The 19,145-nt window shown below is 72.5% G+C and carries 15 protein-coding genes and 1 pseudogene; 11 read left to right on the top strand and 5 right to left on the bottom strand.

All coding sequences use genetic code 11. The annotated features are described in order from the left end of the window. Positions 1–399, top strand: a pseudogene (locus IF09_RS0118625) (carnitine dehydratase); the annotation flags it as partial. Positions 400–629: 230 nt separating this feature from the next. On the opposite strand, the gene IF09_RS0118620 reads toward IF09_RS0118625, so the two are convergent. Further along, on the bottom strand, positions 630–1,124 hold the full coding sequence (locus IF09_RS0118620) for a GNAT family N-acetyltransferase (protein ID WP_030297095.1): 495 nt from the start codon (positions 1,122–1,124) through the stop codon (positions 630–632). A 38-nt stretch (positions 1,125–1,162) separates the two neighbouring features. On the opposite strand from IF09_RS0118620, the gene IF09_RS0118615 reads away from it, so the two are divergent. After that, positions 1,163–1,966, top strand: a complete 804-nt coding sequence (locus IF09_RS0118615) for an exodeoxyribonuclease III (RefSeq protein WP_030297093.1) — start codon at positions 1,163–1,165, stop codon at positions 1,964–1,966. Here the strand turns inward: IF09_RS0118615 and IF09_RS0118610 are convergent. Next, positions 1,948–2,631, bottom strand: coding sequence for a MerR family transcriptional regulator (locus tag IF09_RS0118610; protein WP_030297091.1), 684 nt, complete (start codon positions 2,629–2,631; stop codon positions 1,948–1,950). The two genes, IF09_RS0118615 and IF09_RS0118610, sit on opposite strands and share 19 nt — an antisense overlap. 186 nt (positions 2,632–2,817) lie before the next feature. Between IF09_RS0118610 and IF09_RS0118605 the strand changes: the two genes are divergently transcribed. Genes IF09_RS0118605 through IF09_RS0118595 form a run of 3 tightly spaced genes read left to right on the top strand, consistent with a single transcriptional unit; the run spans position 2,818 to position 6,154 of the window. After that, positions 2,818–4,353 carry a flavin-containing monooxygenase gene (locus IF09_RS0118605; protein ID WP_051832625.1) on the top strand — a complete coding sequence of 512 codons (1,536 nt, stop codon included), beginning with the start codon at positions 2,818–2,820 and terminating at the stop codon, positions 4,351–4,353. Further along, on the top strand, positions 4,350–5,264 hold the full coding sequence (locus tag IF09_RS0118600) for an alpha/beta fold hydrolase (RefSeq protein ID WP_030297087.1): 915 nt from the start codon (positions 4,350–4,352) through the stop codon (positions 5,262–5,264). Before IF09_RS0118605 ends, IF09_RS0118600 begins: the two co-directional genes overlap by 4 nt. After that, positions 5,261–6,154 (top strand): SDR family oxidoreductase, encoded by an 894-nt coding sequence (locus tag IF09_RS0118595; protein ID WP_030297086.1) that lies wholly within the window; start codon positions 5,261–5,263, stop codon positions 6,152–6,154. The genes IF09_RS0118600 and IF09_RS0118595 overlap by 4 nt, the downstream gene beginning before the upstream one ends. Before the next feature lie 220 nt (positions 6,155–6,374). On the opposite strand, the gene IF09_RS0118590 is transcribed toward IF09_RS0118595, so the two are convergent. Next, positions 6,375–9,665: a S41 family peptidase gene (locus tag IF09_RS0118590; protein WP_030297084.1), complete on the bottom strand. Its 3,291-nt coding sequence runs from the start codon at positions 9,663–9,665 to the stop codon at positions 6,375–6,377. Positions 9,666–9,817: 152 nt separating this feature from the next. Between IF09_RS0118590 and IF09_RS0118585 the strand changes: the two genes are divergently transcribed. Both IF09_RS0118585 and IF09_RS0118580 read left to right on the top strand, forming a co-directional pair. Continuing rightward, positions 9,818–10,408, top strand: a complete 591-nt coding sequence (locus tag IF09_RS0118585; protein WP_030297082.1) for a TetR/AcrR family transcriptional regulator — start codon at positions 9,818–9,820, stop codon at positions 10,406–10,408. 116 nt (positions 10,409–10,524) lie between these two features. Further along, positions 10,525–12,732, top strand: coding sequence for an MMPL family transporter (locus tag IF09_RS0118580; RefSeq protein WP_030297080.1), 2,208 nt, complete (start codon positions 10,525–10,527; stop codon positions 12,730–12,732). A gap of 117 nt (positions 12,733–12,849) precedes the next feature. On the opposite strand, the gene IF09_RS0118575 is transcribed toward IF09_RS0118580, so the two are convergent. Next, entirely contained in the window at positions 12,850–13,269 is a 420-nt protein-coding gene (locus IF09_RS0118575) for an SsgA family sporulation/cell division regulator (RefSeq protein ID WP_030297078.1), read from the bottom strand. 181 nt (positions 13,270–13,450) lie between these two features. Between IF09_RS0118575 and IF09_RS0118570 the strand changes: the two genes are divergently transcribed. From IF09_RS0118570 to IF09_RS0118555, 4 genes are all read left to right on the top strand, one after another. Then, on the top strand, positions 13,451–14,509 hold the full coding sequence (locus IF09_RS0118570) for an energy-coupling factor ABC transporter permease (protein ID WP_030297076.1): 1,059 nt from the start codon (positions 13,451–13,453) through the stop codon (positions 14,507–14,509). A gap of 1 nt (position 14,510) precedes the next feature. Beyond that, complete coding sequence (gene cbiQ / locus IF09_RS0118565) at positions 14,511–15,272, top strand: cobalt ECF transporter T component CbiQ (RefSeq protein WP_030297075.1); 762 nt, start codon at positions 14,511–14,513, stop codon at positions 15,270–15,272. Next, positions 15,260–16,045, top strand: coding sequence for an energy-coupling factor ABC transporter ATP-binding protein (locus tag IF09_RS0118560; protein ID WP_030297073.1), 786 nt, complete (start codon positions 15,260–15,262; stop codon positions 16,043–16,045). The genes cbiQ and IF09_RS0118560 overlap by 13 nt, the downstream gene beginning before the upstream one ends. Positions 16,046–16,212: 167 nt before the next feature. Then, entirely contained in the window at positions 16,213–17,388 is a 1,176-nt protein-coding gene (locus IF09_RS0118555; RefSeq protein WP_030297072.1) for a serine hydrolase domain-containing protein, read from the top strand. A 47-nt stretch (positions 17,389–17,435) separates the two neighbouring features. Here the strand turns inward: IF09_RS0118555 and IF09_RS0118550 are convergent, their stop codons facing one another. Beyond that, complete coding sequence (locus IF09_RS0118550) at positions 17,436–19,079, bottom strand: penicillin-binding transpeptidase domain-containing protein (RefSeq protein WP_030297070.1); 1,644 nt, start codon at positions 19,077–19,079, stop codon at positions 17,436–17,438. Between the last annotated feature and the right edge of the window lie 66 nt (positions 19,080–19,145).

Here is a 19,145-nt window from a genome sequence, read left to right as displayed (position 1 = left end):
GGGGGGGGGCGGCGGGGGTTCGACTCGCTGGTGCAGGCGGGGTACGGGGTGGCTGCGGCGTACGGGGTGGCGGGGGTGCCGGGGGCGCTGCCGGCGCAGGCGCTGGATCACGGGACCGGGTATCTGGTGGCGGCGGGCGTGCTGAGGGCGCTGGCCGCGGGGGGTGGGCGGTCGCTGCGGTTCTCGCTGGCGGGGACGGCGTCGTGGCTCGTGCGGGAGGTCCCGGCCGGCGGCTCCGCCGGGCTCTCCGGGAAGGCGTATGCGGCGGAGCCGTGGCTGCGGGAGGTGGAGTCCGGGTACGGGGTGCTGCGGTACGCGGGGTCGCCGCTGCCGTTCGGGGGGTGGGGGCGGGGGCCGTCCCGGTGGGGGACGGACCGGGCGCAGTGGCTCCCGCGGTAGCCCTGCCGGGCCGCTTTACGGGGCTCTTCTCCCCGCCCGCCCTTTCTCCGTGTCCCGGGGGCTCCGCCCCGGGCCCCCCGTCCTCAAACGCCGGACGGGCCGGAAGGATCCGGGGGTACGCCCCCCACCCCGGGGGCCGCGGCGCCTCGAACGCCGGCGGGAGTGGGACGGGCCGGCGGACGGAGTTCGCCCCAGCGGCCCGAAGCCCGCGGAGCGGTGCGAGGGGCGAGTCAAGAGATGAGCGGCTTCGCCATGCAGCGGCTCGAGTCGTAGTGGCGGTAGTGGCCGAACTTCGCCGAGAGGGTGTAGCCCGACGAGAGGTAGAGGGCTATCGCCTCCGGCTGCCGGTCGCCCGTTTCCAGGGCCATGCGGGTGCGGCCCGCCGCACGGGCGTCGGCCTCCAGTTCGGCCAGGATGCGGCGGGCCAGGCCCAGGCCGCGGGCCCCGGGGACGACGTACATGCGCTTGACCTCGGCGTCGCCGTCCGAGTAGCCCTCGTCGTTCTCGTCCTGGCAGCGCCAGCCGCCGCTGGCCACCGGCGTGCCCGAGGCGTCGTACGCCAGCAGGTACAGGCCGTTCGGCGGGGCGAACATCGCCGGGTCGAGGGGTGTGACATCCCCCTCACCGCCGTAGAGCACCTGGTACTCGAGCTGGACCCGGTCGTTGAGTTCGACCGCGTCCGGGTGGTCGTACGGCACTGCGCGGAGCTGGATCCCGTGAGACATCCGAACATCGTACGGAACGCTCCCGTTAGGGTGCGGGGATGCTCACCGTGACCTCCGTGAATGTGAATGGGATCCGCGCCGCCGCCAAGAAGGGGTTCTCCCCGTGGCTGGCCGGGTCGGATGCCGATGTGGTCTGCCTCCAGGAGGTGCGGGCCGAGGAGGGGCAGATTCCGGACGAGGTCCGCAAGCCCGACGGCTGGCACACCGTGTTCGCGCCGGCCGCCGCCAAGGGGCGGGCCGGCGTCGCGCTGTACACGCGCCGTGAGGCCGAGCGGGTGCAGGTGGGTTTCGGGAGCGACGAGTTCGACGCGAGCGGGCGTTACCTGGAGGTGGATCTTCCGGGTGTGACCGTCGCCAGCCTGTACCTGCCCTCCGGCGAGGCCGGGACAGCGAAGCAGGACGAGAAGTACCGGTTCATGGGGGAGTTCCTCCCCTATCTGAGCGCCCTGAGGACGCGGGCCGCCGAGGGCGGGCGCGAGGTCGTCGTCTGTGGTGACTGGAACATCTGTCACCAGGAGGCCGACCTCAAGAACTGGAAGACCAACCGGAAGAACGCCGGCTTCCTGCCCGAGGAGCGGGAGTGGCTCGGGGAGGTGTACGGCACCGCCGGGTACGTGGACGTCGTACGGAGCCTGCACCCCGACACCGAGGGGCCGTACTCCTGGTGGTCCTACCGTGGGCGGGCCTTCGACAACGACGCCGGGTGGCGCATCGACCTCCAGGTCGCGACCCCGGGGCTGGCCGCCCGGGCCGTGAAGGCGTTCGTCGAGCGGGCCGGGACGCATCCGGAGCGCTGGTCGGACCACGCGCCCGTGAGCGTGGTCTACGAGCTGGGGTCCTGAGCCCCTGAGGCCAGCAGGCGGTCCATCGCCATGGTGAGCTCCGCCTCGACCACGCTCTTGGCGAGGGGCCGCATGCGCGGCAGGGCCTCCTCCGTGAGGTGCGTGGAGATCAGCTCGGTGAACAGGGCCGCCATGGCGTCCGCGTGCTCCCGGACCCGGCGGCCCGTCTCCAGGACCGCCGAGAGCGGCACCCCCTCGCGGACCAGCGCCGAGGAGACGTCCAGCAGGCGGCGGCTGACGTGGACGATCGCGTCGCCGTCGGTGGCGAGGTAGCCGAGGTCCAGGGAGGCCGCCAGGTTCTCCGGGGTGACCTCGCCCTCGAAGTAGTCGGCGAGGGCCTCCGGGGTCAGGCGTACGGGGGTCTCCTCGGACCAGCCGATGCCGAGCAGTTCGCCCAGCTGGCCGACGTCGCGGCCGTTCTCGAAGGCGGCGGTCAGCTCGGCGATGCCGCCGAGGGTGTGGCCGCGCTCCAGCAGGGCGGCGATGGTGCGCAGCCGGGCCAGGTGGTGGTCGTCGTACCAGGCGATCCTGCCCTCGCGGCGCGGCGGCGGGAGGAGCTTGCGCTCGCGGTAGAAGCGCAGGGTGCGGACGGGGATGCCGGCCGCCTCGGCCAGTTCCTCCGTACGGTATTCACGCACTGTCGTCCCCGCTTCCGTCTGTTCCACAGGCGAAGCCTATGGCGTACCGGCAGTAACTTTCCGGGCGCGACCTCTACCCATGAGTACGGAGCTGCTCTACTCTCCCGATTGTGCCAGTGATTGCTGGCAGTGTGGCGCTGATGGTTGTGACTGGGCTGGGCTGGGCTGGGACTGCGGAAGCGGAAGGCGGCGGGCATGGGCGACAGGGGTGGCATGGGCGAGCGCAAACACGTACGAGTGGCGGTGATCGGGTCCGGGTTCGGCGGGCTGGGTGCGGCCGTACGGCTGCGGCGCGAGGGCATCACGGACTTCGTCGTACTGGAACGGGCCGACTCCGTCGGCGGGACCTGGCGCGACAACAGCTATCCCGGGTGCGCCTGCGACGTCCCCTCCCACCTGTACTCGTTCTCCTTCGCCCCCAACCCCGACTGGCCGCGGACCTTCTCCGGGCAGCCGGCCATCCGGGCGTACCTCGAGCACGTCGCCGACACCTTCGGGCTGCGCCCCCACATCCGGCTGAACGCCGAGGTCCGGATGATGCGCTGGGACGCCGACGGGCTGAGGTGGGAGATCGAGACCGCGGCCGGGGAGCTCACCGCCGATGTGGTCGTCTCCGCCACCGGACCGCTGTCCGACCCGAAGATGCCCGAGGTCCCCGGGCTCGCCGAGTTCCCCGGCAAGGTCTTCCACTCCGCCCGCTGGGACCACGACTACGACCTGCGCGGCAAGCGCGTCGCCATGATCGGCACCGGCGCCTCGGCCATCCAGATCGTGCCGGCCATCGCGCCCGACGTGGAGCGGCTCACGCTGTTCCAGCGGACCCCGCCGTGGGTGATGCCGCGCACCGACCGGGCCATCAGCAGCGTGGAGCGCTGGCTCCACCGCCAGCTGCCGTTCACCCGGGCGGCCCGCCGCGGGCTGCTGTGGGGGCTCCGGGAGCTCCAGGTCAGCGCGTTCACCAAGCGGCCGAACCAGCTCGGGCTCATCGAGTCGCTGGCCAAGGCCAACATGGCGCGCTCGATCAAGGACCCGGCGCTGCTGGCCAAGCTGACGCCCTCGTACCGGATCGGCTGCAAGCGGATCCTGCTCTCCAGCGAGTACTACCCGGCGCTCGCCCGGCCGAACGTGGACCTGGTCGCCTCCGGGCTGAAGGAGATCCGCGGCAACACCCTGATCGCGGCCGACGGGACCGGGACCGAGGCCGACGCGATCGTCTTCGGCACCGGCTTCCACGTCACGGACATGCCGATCGCCGACCGGGTGGTGGGCGCGGACGGGCGGACCCTCGCGGACCACTGGAAGGACGGGATGCAGTCGCTGCGCGGGGCGACGGCGGCCGGCTTCCCGAACTGGATGACGATCATCGGGCCGAACACCGGGCTCGGGAACAGCTCGATGATCCTGATGATCGAGTCGCAGCTGAACTACATGGCGGACTACCTGCGCCAGCTCGACGTCCTGGGCGGGCAGGTCGCGCTCGCGGCCCGGCCCTCCGCCGTGAACCAGTGGAACCGGCAGGTCCAGGCCCGGATGCAGCGCACGGTCTGGAACACCGGCGGCTGCACCAGCTGGTACCTGGACGCACAGGGGCGCAACACGACGGTCTGGCCGGGCACCACCGGCGAGTTCCGCAAGGAGACGCGGAGCGTGGACCTCTCCGAGTACGAGGTCGTGCGCCTCCGGGAGGCCGAGCGCGAGCGGGTCCCGGCCCGGGCGGCGCAGGCCACCGCCGAGGAGGGCGCCGCATGAGCCGCCCGCCGTACGTCACCTCCGGGCCGTACGCACCCCCCGCGGCCCGGCGGGAACTGGTCGCGGTCTCCGCCGACGGGTCCCGGCTGCACGTGGAGGAGCACGGGGGCGAGGGCGCGCCGGCCGTGGTGCTGGCGCACGGCTGGACCTGCTCGACCGCCTTCTGGGCCGCGCAGATCCGGGAGCTCTCCCGGGACCACCGGGTCATCGCGTACGACCAGCGCGGCCACGGGCGCAGCCCCGCCGCCACCCGCTACGACACCACAGCCCTCGCCGACGACCTGGTCGCCGTCATGGGGGCCGCCCTGGTCCCGGGCGAGCGGGCGGTCGTGGCCGGACACTCCATGGGCGGCATGACGATCATGGCCGCTGCCGGCCGGCCGGAGTTCGCCGAGCACACCGCGGCCGCGCTGCTGTGCAGCACCGGCAGCGCCCGGCTGGTCGCGCAGGCGCTGGTCGTACCCCTGCGTCCCGGGCGCGTGCGGACCCGTCTCACCGGTGCGGTACTCGGCGCGCGGGCCCCGCTCGGGCCCGTCACGCCGGTCGCCAAGCGGGTGCTGAAGTACGCCACCATGGGCCCCGGATCCGCGCCGGACAGGGTCGAGGCCTGCGCCCGTATCGTGCACGGCTGCCCCACGGGGGTCCGGTACGCCTGGTCGGAGGTGCTGGCCGGGCTGGACCTCGAGGCGAACCTGGCGGCGCTCACCGTGCCCACCGCCGTCCTCGGCGGCAAGAACGACCGGCTCACCCCGATCGTGCACGCCCGGGGGCTCGCCGCCGCGCTGCCGCACTGCGTGGGGCTGACCGAGCTGACCGGCACGGGGCACATGACCCCGATCGAGGCCCCCGAGGCCGTCACGAACGCCGTGCGCGAGCTGAGCGCGCACTTCTTGAAGGAGGTCACGCAGTGAGTGCGCGCAGGAGTCTGGAAGGCCAGGTCGCCGTCGTCACCGGGGCCGCACGCGGGGTCGGCGAGCTGCTCGCCCGCAAGCTGTCCGCCCGCGGCGCGAAGGTGGCGCTGGTGGGCCTGGAGCCGGAGGCCCTCAAGGAGGTCTCCGAACGGCTGCACACCGACAGCGACCACTGGCACGCCGACGTCACCGACCACGAGGCCATGGCCCGGGTCGCGCAGGAGGTCAAGGAGCGCTTCGGCAAGGTCGACCTCGTCGTCGCCAACGCGGGCGTGGCCTCCGGCGGGCCGTTCGCCGACTCCGACCCCGGGGCCTGGCGCCGGGTGATCGAGGTCAACCTGATCGGCGGGGCCGTCACCGCCCGCGCCTTCCTCCCCGTACTCACCGAGAGCCGCGGCTACTTCCTGCAGATCGCCTCGCTCGCCGCGATCACGCCGGCGCCGATGATGACGGCGTACTGCGCCTCCAAGTCCGGCGTCGAGGCCTTCGCGCACTGCCTGCGCGCCGAAGTCGGCCACAAGGGCGTCAAGGTGGGCGTCGGCTACCTCTCCTGGACCGACACCGACATGGTGCGCGGCGCCGACCAGGACGAGGTCATGCGGGAACTGCGCCGGCGGCTGCCCTGGCCGTCGAACCGCACCTACCCGCTGGGCCCGGCCGTGGACCGGATCGTGGCCGGCATCGAGCGGCGCTCGCCGCACGTGTACGCGCAGTGGTGGCTGCGGGGGATGCAGGGCGTGCGCGGCTACCTGCCCGGGATCATCGCGACCGTCGGGCAGCGGGAGATGAAGCGCTTCGAGCCCAGGCTGACGAGTGTCTCCAGGGGACTTGTGGGGGCCGGAGGGGCCGCCGACGAGAAGGAGCGCGCGCAGGGCACCGGGCGGCATTGATCGAAATGCGAGCTTTGTCCGCTCGTGCAAATCTGGTCGAGGCCCAGTCCCCTACACCCCACCAGGAGTGAACAGCATGGGCATCAAGGACCAGTTCCAGGACAAGGCGAAAGAGCTCCAGGACAAGCGAGCTCAACAAAACCTGGTTTTGTGACGCGGGGTGTGGGGGGGGGAGGGGGCGCGCCCCGTGCAGTGCACGGGCCGCGCCCCTTCCCCGTGCCTACGGCCTGGGCGGGAGCTTCGGACGCCGCAGGTCCGGTACGTCCGCGTAGCCGGGCGGCACCGCCGCCGGCTCCTGCTCCAGCAGCTCCAGCGCCAGGTACACGGCGTCGTCCAGCTGCGCGTGCCGCCCCTCCGCCCAGTCGAGCGGGGTGCGCAGGATCGCGAGGTCCGGCTCCACGCCGTGGTTCTCCACCGACCACCCGTACTCCGGGAACCAGGCGGCGTTCATCGGCACCGTGATGACCGTGCCGTCGCCCAGGGTGTGCCGGCCGGTCATGCCGACCACCCCGCCCCAGGTGCGCTGGCCGACCACCGGGCCGAGCCCGAGCAGTTTGAAGGCCGCCGTGATCATGTCGCCGTCCGAGGAGGTCGCCTCGTCGGCCAGCGCCACGATCGGACCGCGGGGCGCGTTGGAGGCGTACGACACCGGCTGGGCGCCCCGCGTGAGGTCCCAGCCGAGGATCGAGCGGGTCAGCTTCTCCACCACCAGCTCGCTGATGTGCCCGCCCGCGTTGCCGCGTACGTCCACGATCAGCGCGGGCCGGGACATCTCCATCCGCAGGTCCCGGTTGAACTGCGCCCAGCCGGAGCCGCCCATGTCGGGGATGTGCAGGTAGCCGCACTTGCCGCCGCTGACCTCGCGGACCACCGCGCGCCGCTTGGAGACCCAGTCCTGGTAACGCAGCGGCCGCTCGTCGATCAGCGGCACGATCGCCACCCGCCGGGCCCGGCCCTCGCCTTCGGCGGGCTTGAAGGTCAGCTCGACCGTGGTGCCCCCGGCCGCCGAGAGCAGCGGATAGGGCCCGGTCACCGGGTCCACCGGCCGGCCGTCGACATGGGTGAGGACGGCACCCTCCCGGATGCCGGTGCCGGCGAGCGGGGAGCGGGCCTTGGAGTCGGAGGACTCGCCCGGCAGGACCCGAGCGAGCACCCAGCCCTCCTCGCGGGGCACGAGGTTGGCGCCGAGCAGCCCGATGGGCCGCTGGTAGTGCGGCGGGCCTTCGTTGCGGCGCGCCGGGGAGACGTACGCGTGCGAGGTGCCGAGCTCGCCGAGCACCTCGCGCAGCAGGTCCGCGAACTCGTCCGGGGAGGCGACCCGTTCGACCAGGGGGCGGTACTGGCGCAGCACCCCCTCCCAGTCGATGTTGCACATGCCCGGCTCCCAGAAGTACGCGCGGATCAGCCGCCCGGCCTCCTCGAAGGCCTGGCGCCACTCGGCGGCCGGGTCCACCTCGTGCAGGATGCGCCGCAGGTCCAGGTAGACGGTGGAGTCGCTGTCGCCGGACTCGGTCGCCGGGACCGCGCGCAGGTCCCCGTCCTCGTTGATCACGAGCCGGGTGCCGTCGCCGCTGATCGCGAACCAGTCCAGCCCGGAGGCCAGTTCGGACTTCCGCGCCTTCGTGATGTCGAAGTACTCCAGCGTCGGCTTGCCGCTGACGTCGGCCGGGTTGGCGAACGTCTCGCCGAGCGCGCCCGAGATCGGCCAGCGCAGCCACACCAGTCCGCCGCCGTGCACGGGGTAGAGGGCCGAGTACTTCGACGCCGTCACCGGGAACGGGGTGACGCGGCTCTCCAGCCCCTCCACCTCCACCATGACCGCGCCGTCGCCCTCGGCGGCCTCGGCGGCCTCGCCCTCGCCCGGGTCGAGTCCGCCCGCCGCGGGGCGCCCGTCGGGGGTGAACGCGAACGGCGAGGGGGTCGCCGAGGACAGCGGCACCAGGTACGGACGGCAGCCCAGCGGGAAGGACAGGTCGCCGGTGTGCACGTCGTACACCGGGTCGAAACCGCGCCAGGACAGGAAGGCCAGGTAGCGGCCGTCGCGGGTGAAGACCGGATGGTCGTCCTCGAAGCGGCCGTTGGTGACGTCCACGATCGCGCGCGGGCCCGGGCCGGAGATCCGGGCCATCTTGATCTGGCGCAGCGAGCGCCCGATGCCCGGGTGCGACCAGGTCAGCCAGGCGCCGTCGGGCGAGAACGCCAGGTCGGTGACGGGCCCGTTGACGGACCGGATCAGCTCGGTGACCTCCCCGTCGGACCCCTCGCTCGCGTCGAGGAGCAGCAGCCGCCCGTCGTTGGAGGAGACGGCGAGCCGCTCCCCGTCCGGATCGGAGAGCAGTTCCAGTACGCGGCCCAGCTCGCCGGAGGCCAGCCGGCGCGGCTCACGGTCCCCGGAGGCCCGCGGGAGGTAGGCGATCTCGATCGCGTCCTCGCCCTCCGCGTCCGTCACGTACGCGACCTGCCCGCTGCTGCCGAGCATCTCCGGGAGCCGCACGCGCACGCCCGGGGTGTCGGCGATGGTCCGGGCGGGTCCGTCGCGGTGGGTGAGCCAGTACAGGCTTCCGCGGATGACGACCGCACTGGCCCGGCCGGTGGCGTCGACGGAGAGCGAGTCGACGTGGCTGGCGGCCGGGACCTGGTACGTGCGGCGGCCCGCGCGGGGCCCGCCGAGGCGGACGTCGAGCCTGCGCGGGGCGGCGTCGGGGGACAGCGAGTCGACGAGCCAGAGGTCCCCGGCGCACTGGTAGACGACCCGGGAGCCGTCGCTGGAGGCGTGCCGGGCGTAGAACTCCTCGTGGTCGGTGTGCCGGCGCAGGTCGGTGCCGTCGGGCAGGCAGGAGTACAGGTTGCCGATGCCCTCGTGGTCGGAGAGGAAGGCGATCCGGCCGTCCACGAACATCGGGGCGTCGAGGTGGCCCTCGATGTCCTCCAGGAGCTGTTTGCCGTGCAGCCACAGCCGGCCGGTGGCTCCGCCGCGGTAGCGCTTCCAGGCGGCGGGCTCGTGCGGGGGCTTGCCGGTCAGCAGCAGGGTGCGCCGCTCTCCTCCCGGCTCGTCGTGGACGGCGATGTCGGAGACGGGACCCCAGGGGAGCCTGCCGCCGGGCGAGCCGTCGGTCGGCAGGCTGTAGGCCCAGGCGTAGTAGGAGAAGGGCTGGCCGTGCGAGGACACGGCGAGGATGTCGCTGTGGCCGTCCTTGTCGGGCGGGGTCCAGCCGCAGACGCGCGTGTCGGTGGCGCCCCAGTAGCTGAGCCGGCGGGCCGGGCCGCCGTCCACCGGGGCGAGGTGGACCTCGGGGTCGAGGCTGCGCCACGTGGTGAAGGCGATGTGGCGTCCGTCGGGGGAGAATCGGGGGTGGCCGACCCTGGTCCGGTCGACGGTGATCCGCCAGGCCCGGGCCGGGGCTCCGCCTTCTGGGACCAGCGGGGCGACCCAGAGATCGTCCTCGGTGGCGAAGCACAGCAGATCGTCGTGGAGGTGCGGGAAGCGGAGGTACGCGCCGTCGTGACTCACCCCACAATGCTTTCCGTGCCAGGGGGGCCTGGCAACTCGTACAGGTGATCCATGCCACTCGCCCAGCGAAACGGAACGGTTTCGTTTCGTTCGCGGGCGGGGTATCGTCATCGGTGTACGAAACAGTTTCGTTCGGAAGGGAGGTGCCGGAGATGTCCGAAGAAGTCTCGTCGCGGCGCAGCCGGATCACCCCCGAGCGGGAAGCCGAACTCCACGAGGCGGTCCTCGACCTCCTCCGCGAGGTCGGCTACGAGGCGCTGACCATGGATGCGGTCGCCGCCCGTACGAAGTCCAGCAAGGCCACCCTCTACCGCCAGTGGGGGAGCAAGCCCGAGCTGGTCGCCAAGGCGTTGCGCTGCACCCAGCCGGCCTCCCTCCGGGAGATCGACACGGGCTCGCTGCGCGGCGACTTCCACCGCATGGTCGAGCTCTCCGACAACGCGCAGATGGCGAAGGACACCGCGCTCCTGCGGGGGCTCGCCCACGCCGTCCACACGAGTCCCGAACTCCACCAGGCGTTGCGCAGGCTGCTCATGGAGCCGGAGATCTCCGGCCTCGACGAGATCCTGCAGCGGGCCGTGGACCGGGGCGAGGTCGCCCCGGACCGCCCCGCGATCCGTTTCGTGCCGCACATGCTGATCGGCGCCTTCATCGCGTTGCCGCTGATGGAGGACCGATCGGTGGACCAGGCGTTCCTCGCCGACTTCATCGACTCCGTGGTCTTCCCCGCCCTCGGAGTCTGAGTCCGCCCGCGCACCTTCCTGCTGCTCCTGACACGCCGCTCTCGTCGTCGGGCCGGCTTTCCACGCCCTGATCCATCCCGGATCCATCCCACGACCTGAACGGGAGAACCGCCTCCGTGGCTACCTTCCTCTACCGACTCGGCAGGGGCGCCTTCCGGCGCCGCGGCCTCGTCGCCCTCGTCTGGGTGGCACTGCTGTTCGCCGCCGGCTTCGGCGCGGCGACGGCGTCCGCACCCACCTCCGGATCGTTCTCCATACCCGGCACGGAGGCCCAGAAGGCCTTCGACGTGCTGGATGAGAAGTTCCCGGGCATGGCCGCCGACGGCGCCACCGCCCGAATCGTCGTCAAGGCGCCCGCGGGCGCCTCGGTCAACGACCCGCAGTACAAGACCGAGGTCGAGAAGATCGTCTCCGGTCTGAAGGACGGCCCGGGCAAGGCCGAGGTCGCCTCGGTCGCCGATCCGTACCAGGCCCAGGCGGTGAGCCAGGACGGCTCCACCGCGTACGTGAGCGTCAAGTACACCGTCAGCGGCATGGAGCTGAAGGACGAGACGCGCGACGCGCTCAAGGACTCCGGCACCGCGGCCCAGGCCGCCGGGCTCACCGTCGAGATCGGCGGCGACGCCCTGATGACGGCTCCCGAGACGGGCTCCGGCGAGATCGTCGGCATCATGATCGCGGCGATCGTGCTGGTCATCACCTTCGGTTCGCTCATCGCGGCCGGGCTGCCGCTGCTGACCGCGCTGATCGGCGTGGGCATCGGCGTCTCCTCCATCACCGCGCTCGCCAACGTGCTGGACCTCGGCTCCACCACCTCCACCCTCGCGATGATGATCGGCCTCGCGGTCGGCATCGACTACGCGCTCTTCATCGTCTCCCGCTACCGCGTGGAGCTCGCCGAGGGCCGTGAGCGGGACGAGGCCGCGGGCCGCGCCGCCGGAACCGCAGGCTCCGCCGTCGTCTTCGCCGGTCTCACCGTGGTCATCGCCCTCGTGGGCCTGGCCGTGGTCAACATCCCGATGCTGACCAAGATGGGCTTCGCGGCCGCGGGCACCGTGGTCATCGCCGTGCTCGTCGCCCTGACGCTGGTCCCGGCCATCCTGGGCTTCGCGGGCAAGAAGGTCCTGCCGGCGGGCAAGAAGAGCAGGCTGTTCGGCAAGGGCAAGCCCGCCGGAGCCGAGCCGAAGGCCAACGGCGGCACCCGCTGGGCCAGGTTCGTGCTGCGCCGCCCGGTGATGGTGCTCCTCGTCGCCGTGATCGGCCTCGGCGCCATCGCGATCCCGGCGGGCAAGCTGGAGATGGGCCTGCCGGACGACGGCGCCCAGCCGGTCTCCACCACCCAGCGCAAGGCGTACGACCTGCTGTCGGAGGGCTTCGGCCCGGGCTTCAACGGCCCGCTGATGGTGGTCGTCGACGGCGACAAGAAGCTCGCCGACGACACGCAGGCCCGGATCAAGGGCCTGGAGGGCGTGGCCGCGGTCACCCCGCCGGCCCCGAACGAGGCGGGCGACGCCTCGGTCATCACCGTGATCCCGAAGGACCGTCCGTCCTCCGTGGAGACCGAGAACCTGGTCCACACGATCCGCGACGGCAGTGGGGACGACGTCCTGGTCACCGGCGCCACCGCGATGAACATCGACTTCTCGCAGAAGATGAACGACGCGCTGCTGCCCTACCTGGCGCTCGTGGTCGGCCTCGCCTTCCTGCTGCTGATGCTGGTCTTCCGCTCCATCCTGGTTCCGCTCAAGGCGGCCCTCGGCTTCCTGCTCTCGGTGGTCGCCGCACTCGGCGCGGTCGTCGCGGTCTTCCAGTGGGGCTGGCTCGGTTCGGTCTTCGGGGTGGAGCAGACCGGCCCGATCATGTCGATGATGCCGATCTTCATGGTGGGTGTCGTCTTCGGCCTGGCCATGGACTACGAGGTCTTCCTCGTCACCCGCATGCGTGAGGCGTACGTCCACGGCGAGCGCCCGGGCCAGGCCGTGGTGACCGGCTTCCAGTACAGCGCCCGGGTGGTCGTGGCGGCCGCCGTCATCATGATCGCGGTGTTCGCGGGCTTCATCGGCGCCAGCGAGCAGATGATCAAGATGATCGGCTTCGGTCTGGCGATCGCCGTCCTCTTCGACGCCTTCGTCGTCCGCATGACGATCGTCCCGGCGGTGCTCGCACTGCTCGGCCACAAGGCCTGGTGGCTGCCGCGCTGGCTGGACCGGCTGCTGCCCAACGTCGACGTGGAGGGCGAGAGCCTGCGCAAGCACCTCGAGGGTGCGCAGGGGTCCCCGAAGGCGGACGGTCCGGACAACGACCGCGAGCTGGTCAACGCCTGACCCGTCCCGCCGTACGTGTCGGCCCGGCCCCGCACCTGATCACCAGGTGCGGGGCCGGGCCCGTTTCGTCTCGTCTCGTTTCGTCGTGTCACGCCCGCCGCGATTCGCGTGGTCCCGTTACGCCTGCCGGGTGACGGGGGCGTTCGTGCGGCGCAGGAAGCGGCGCAGCGCGGCGATGTCGAACTGGATCACCGCGACGCCCTCGGGGGAGTGGAACTCGACGACCGCCTGGACGCGGCCGCAGGGCCAGACGCGTACGTCGCCGGTGCCGGTCGGGGCCTGGAGGCCCGCCTCGAGGAGGGCCCGGGGGAAGACCCACTCGTTGTCGGTGCCCTCGGGGGAGAGCCCGGAGGGGAAGACGATCCGTACGGCGAGCGGCTCGGCGGGGGCGAAGCGCAGGGCGACGGGGATCTTCCGGTAGAGCGGGTCGTCGCTGATCACGCGGGCGGTGACGCGCTCCTCGACGGCGGCGGCTACGGCGGTGGCGACGGCGGTGGCGGCTGAGGCCGTGGGGGGATTCTCGGCGGTGGCTGACACGACAAGACTCCTCTAATCGGAGCATATGAGTCCGTATTGCCCCCAGCCTCGCACATTCCCACGAATCTGCGCGGCCGTATTTGTGCTGCGGACGCTCTTGCCAAGGGTTTGCAATTAGGCCCTATTCTTGAGCGGTTAAAGACTTTGTCAGCTCAAAGACCGCAGGAAGCGGAGCAGCCCCATGCATGTGCCCGACGGCTTCATCGACGCCCCCGTCTCCCTCTCCGCAGGTGTCGCCGCCGCAGGCGCCGTGGCCGTCAGCCTCCGCGGCGCCCGCCGGGAACTCGACGAGCGGGCGGCGCCGCTCGCCGGGCTCGTCGCCGCGTTCATCTTCGCCGTCCAGATGCTGAACTTCCCGGTCGCCGCCGGTACCAGCGGACACCTGCTGGGAGGGGCGCTCGCCGCGATCCTCGTCGGCCCCTGGACGGGTGTGCTGTGCGTGTCCGTGGTGCTGCTCATGCAGGGCGTCCTGTTCGCCGACGGCGGGCTGACCGCCCTCGGCGTCAACGTCGTGACCATGGGCGTCGTGACCGTGGTCGTCGCCTACGCCGTCTTCCGCGGGCTGCTGAAGCTCCTGCCGGACACCCGCCGCTCGGTCACCGTCGCCGCCTTCGCCGGAGCACTGCTCTCGGTGCCCGGTGCGGCCGTCATGTTCACCCTCCTGTACGCCCTCGGCGGGACCACCGACGTCCCGCTCGGCAAGGTGTTCACCGCCATGGTCGGCGTGCACGTGCTGATCGGCATCGGCGAGGCCGTCATCACCGCCGCGACCGTGGGCGCCGTACTGGCCGTACGGCCCGACCTGGTGCACGGCGCGCGCGGGCTGGCCGCGCCGCTGAAGCTCCGCGTCGGCGGCAAGCTGGTCGACGCCCCGGCTGCTGCTCCGGCCGCGGTGCCCGCGGCCGTGGCCGCCCGGTCGACGAAGCCCGTGTGGATCACCGGCCTGGTCACCGCCCTCGTACTGGCCGGCTTCGTCTCCTTCTACGCCTCCGCCAGCCCGGACGGCCTCGAGAAGGTCGCCGCCGACAAGGGCATCGACCAGAACGTGCAGGAGCACGCCGCCGCCGGCTCCCCGCTCGCCGACTACAGCGTCAAGGACGTCGACGACGCCCGCCTCTCCGGCGGCCTCGCCGGTGTCATCGGTGTCGGAGCGACCGTCGCCGTCGGCACCGGGATCTTCTGGACCGTGCGCCGCCGCCGCGCGGAGGACCTGACGGCCGCCTCGGCCACGGCGGTCTGAGATGGGCGCGGGCCACGCCCACAAGCTCTACCGGCACGGGCACTCGCCGGTCCACGCGCTGCCGCCGCACTGCAAGCTGGCCGCGGCCTTCGCCTTCGTCGTGGTCGTCGTGTCCACCCCGCGCGAGGCGGTGTGGGCCTTCGGGCTGTACGCCGTCCTCATCGCGGCGGTCGCCGCCGCGGCCCGTATCCCGGCCGGGTTCCTGCTGCGGCGGCTGCTGATCGAGGTCCCGTTCGTGGCCTTCGCCGTGCTCATGCCGTTCGTGGCACAGGGCGAGCGGGTGGAGGTGCTCGGGATGTCGCTCAGCGTCTCCGGACTGTGGGGCGCCTGGAACGTGCTGGCCAAGGGCACGCTCGGGGTGGCCACGTCCGTCCTGCTCGCCTCGACCACCGAACTGCGGGCGCTGCTGCTCGGGCTCCAGCAGCTGAAGCTGCCGCCGCTGCTGGTGCAGATCGCCTCCTTCATGATCCGGTACGGCGACGTGATCACCGACGAGCTGCGGCGGATGTCGATCGCCCGGCGCTCGCGCGGGTTCGAGGCCCGCGGCATCCGGCACTGGGGGGTGCTGGCCAAGACCGCCGGAGCCCTGTTCATCCGCTCCTACGAACGCGGTGAGCGGGTCCACCTCGCGATGGTCAGCCGCGGCTACGCCGGCTCGATGCCGGTGATCGACGAAGTCGTGGCCACCCGCGCCCAGTGGGCGTACGCGGCCGTACTCCCGGCGGCGGCGCTCGCCGTCTGTCTGATGGGATGGACCCTGTGACTGCTGTGACTCCCACGCCTTCCCTCGAGGTCTCCGGCCTCGCGTACGCCTACCCGGACGGGCACCAGGCCCTCTTCGGGGTGGACCTGACCGTCGGACAGGGCGAGCGGGTGGCGCTGCTCGGCCCGAACGGCGCCGGCAAGACCACGCTGGTGCTGCACCTCAACGGCATCCTCGGCGGCGGCGGCGTCGGCACGGTGGCGGTGGCCGGCCTGCCGGTCGAGAAGCGGAACTTCGCCGAGATCCGGCGCCGGGTCGGCATCGTCTTCCAGGACCCGGACGACCAGCTGTTCATGCCGACCGTGCGCGAGGACGTGGCCTTCGGTCCGGCGGCCGCCGGGATGCGGGGCGCGGAGCTGGAGACGCGGGTCCGCGAGGCGCTGGAGCAGGTGGGCATGCAGGCCTTCGCGGACCGGCCGCCGCACCACCTGTCGTTCGGGCAGCGCCGCCGGGTCGCGGTGGCGACCGTACTGGCGATGCGGCCGGAGATCCTGGTCCTGGACGAGCCCTCGTCCAACCTGGACCCGGCGTCGCGGCGCGAGCTCGCGGACATCCTGCGCTCGCTGGACGTGACGGTGCTGATGGTCACCCACGACCTGCCGTACGCGCTGGAGCTGTGCTCGCGCGCGGTGATCCTCAGCGAGGGCGTCATCGCGGCCGACGGGCGCACGCAGGACCTGCTGTGCGACGAGGAGCTGATGCGTGCCCACCGGCTGGAGCTCCCGTTCGGCTTCGATCCGCGCACGCCCTCCTTGACGCGGCCCTCGCACTGATCGGCGCCGGGGCGCCTCCCGGGCTTCGGCCTGCTGCGTCGGACTCCGTCCGCCGGTCAGCCGGTCGCAGTTCCTGCCCGCCCCGGGGAAGGACGCGGCTCCGGTCCGTGTTGCACTCTTCCAGGCGGACCGACCGGCGGCACCCGCGGTGAACGAGGAGCAGGGACGTGGACGTCAACGGAACCGTGACGGAGGGCTTCGAGGCCGTCCGGGACGCGTTCGTACGCAACTTCGAGGTGCTCGGGGACCGGGGCGCGGCGGTGGCCGTGTACCGGGACGGCCGGAAGGTCGTGGACCTGTGGGCGGGCCCGAAGGACGTCGAGGCCGGTGACGGCGACGGCGGCGGCGAGCCGTGGGTTGCCGGGACCGCTCAGGTGGTGCGCTCGGCCACCAAGGGCGTGGCCGCCGTCGTACCGCTGCTGCTGCACCAGCGCGGGCTGCTGGACCTGGATGCACCCGTGGCGGCGTACTGGCCGGAGTTCAAGGCGGGCGGCAAGGAGCGGACGCTGGTCCGGGACCTGCTCGCGCACCGGGCCGGGGTGCCTGCGCTGGACGCTGCGCTGACCCCCGCCGAGGCGGTGGACGGGCTCTCCGGGGCGCGTGCGGTCGCCGAGCAGCAGGCCTTCTGGGAGCCGGGCTCCGCGCACGGCTACCACGCGCAGACGTACAGCTGGCTGCTGTCGGAGCTGGTGCTGCGGGTGACCGGGGCGTCGCTCGGGCAGTGGCTGGCGCAGGAGGTCACGGGGCCCCGGGGGCTGGAGTTCTGGACCGGCCTGCCGGAGGCGGAGACCGCGCGCGTCGGCCGGGTCGGCCCGGTGGACCCGCCGCAGACGGCTGGGGGTCTTCGTACGCGCCCCCGGAGAAACGTTTCGGAGGCCTGGGCGGACCCGTCCTCGCTGACCCGGAGGGCGTTCGCAGCGATCACCCCGCTGCCGGACGAGAACGACCCGGCTTTCCGGGCGGCCGAACTCCCGGCGTCGGCGGGCATCGGCACGGCACGTGGCCTGGCCGGCCTGTACGCGGCCCTGCTGGGCGACACGGAGGACGGCACGCGGCTGTTCACCCCGGAGACGGCCCGGCTGGCGGGGACGGAGCTCTCGTCCGGGCCGGACCGGGTGCTGGTGGTCAACACGCGCTTCGGCCCCGGCTACATGCTGCACAGCCCGGCCTCGCCGCTGCTGTCCCCGGCGTCGTTCGGGCACCCGGGGCGGGGCGGCTCGCTGGGCTTCGCGGATCCGGAGGCGGGGATCGGCTTCGGCTACGTGACGAACGCCCACGCCAAGTCGGTCACCGCCGACCCCCGGGCCCAGTCCCTGCTCCGAGCGGTCCGGTCCTCACTCTGACCCGTCGCGAGGGCTGGGGGCTCCCGGCCCCCGCGACGGCGAGCAGGTCAGGAACCGGCGTTCAGGACCGTCGCCACGATCGGGCCCGCGGCGTCGCCGCCGTGGCCGCCGGCCTCGACCATCGCCGCCGCGGCCACGTCCCGGCTGAAGCCCGTGAACCAGCTGTCCGGGCTGCCCGCGCCGTCGACCTCCGCCGAGCCGGTCTTCGCCCCCTTGTCGGAGCCGCCCACCGAGCTCATCGCCTGGGCCGCCGTGCCGCTGGTTGCCGTCAGCTTCATCATCCGGACCAGCTGCTGCTGGACCGAAGGCTTCATCTGCCGCGCCGCCTGCGCGATCGGCCGCCCGTCGAGCTCCGGCGAGACGAGCAGCGGCTGGCGGAAGACCCCGCTGCGCGCGGTGGCCGTGAACGAGGCCACGTTCAGCGGGTTCATGGTGATCCGGCCCTGCCCGATGTACTCGGCGGCCGCCTCCGCGCCCTTCGCCTCCGGCACCTGGCCGTCGGCCGAGCGGATGCCCGTCTTCCAGTTGTCCAGCCCGAGGCCGAAGACCTCACGGGCCTCCTTCGCCAGAGCCGAGTCGTCGTCGACGTCGTTGATCTGCTTGATGAAGGCGGTGTTGCAGGACTTGGCGAAGCTGGTCGCGAAGTTCGCGCCCGGCAGTTCGAAGTTGTTCAGGTTGTGGAAGGTGCGGCCGCCCCAGACGGCGTCCTTCGTGCACTCCGCCGGCCGGTCGGCCGCCGCCTTGCCCCGGTCGATCAGCATCGCCGCCGTCACGACCTTCCACGTCGAGCCGGGCGCCCGCCGCCCCTCCATCGCCGCGTTGAAGCCGTCCTTGCGGTGGTTGGCCACGGCCAGGATGTGCCCGTTGCTCGGCTGGACGGCGACCACCGAGGACTCCGGGTACTTGGCGACGGCCTTCTCGGCCGCCGCCTGGACCTTGGCGTCCAGGTAGGTCTTCAGCGTGCTCGGCTCGCCCTCCACCAGCGTCAGCAGGGTCCGCTTCGGCGCGTCCTGCGCGGCCGGCTCGATCCACAGCTCGGCCCCGGCCTTGCCGCCCGCCTTGCCGCCGTACGTCTGGCGCAGCTGGTCGAGGACCGGCCGCAGCGAGGGGTACTTCTCGGCGCTCAGCTCCTCGCCGTTGCGGTCCACGGCCTTGACCGGCGGAGCCGCCGGGGCGCCCGCGCGCAGCTTCTCGTCCTTCTGCAGCTGCGGGTGGATCACCGACGCCTGCCAGTCGACGAGCGGCTTCCCGCTGGTCACGCCCCGCACGACGGTCAGCTTCGACTCGTACGCGAGCGGCTTGGTGGCGCCCTCGTACGTGACCTCCGCGGCGACGCTGAACGGGATGGTCGTACCCGTCTGCACCCCCGGAGTGATCACGGCCTTGGACACGTAGGCCTTCGCCCGGTAGTCGGCCACGGCGGTCTGCGCGGCCTGCACGTTGTTCGTCAGCTCCGCGGCCGCGTGCGCGTCCCCGGCCGCCCAGGCGGCGAAGAAGGCCTTCGCGGTCTGCGCGGCCTCCTTGTCGGTGACCGGCCCGCTGCCCTTCTCGGCCCGGACGGCGGAGCCGCGGTCCTTGCCGTCGCCGCCGTCGTCGCCTTCCCCGACCAGCGAGTACACCCCGTACCCGGCCCCGCCGACCATCGCGAGAAACACCCCGCCGACGATGGCACCTTTCGCCGCCCCGTTCACGTACGTCCCCTCCCCGGTTTCCCCCGTTCTCTGAACATGTTCAAAGAACCTCTGGTGTGGACCTTA

Origin of the sequence: Streptomyces katrae (assembly GCF_000717655.1) — a bacterium.
Taxonomy (GTDB): domain Bacteria; phylum Actinomycetota; class Actinomycetes; order Streptomycetales; family Streptomycetaceae; genus Streptomyces; species Streptomyces katrae_B.
This window is presented reverse-complemented; position numbering and strand designations above follow the sequence as displayed.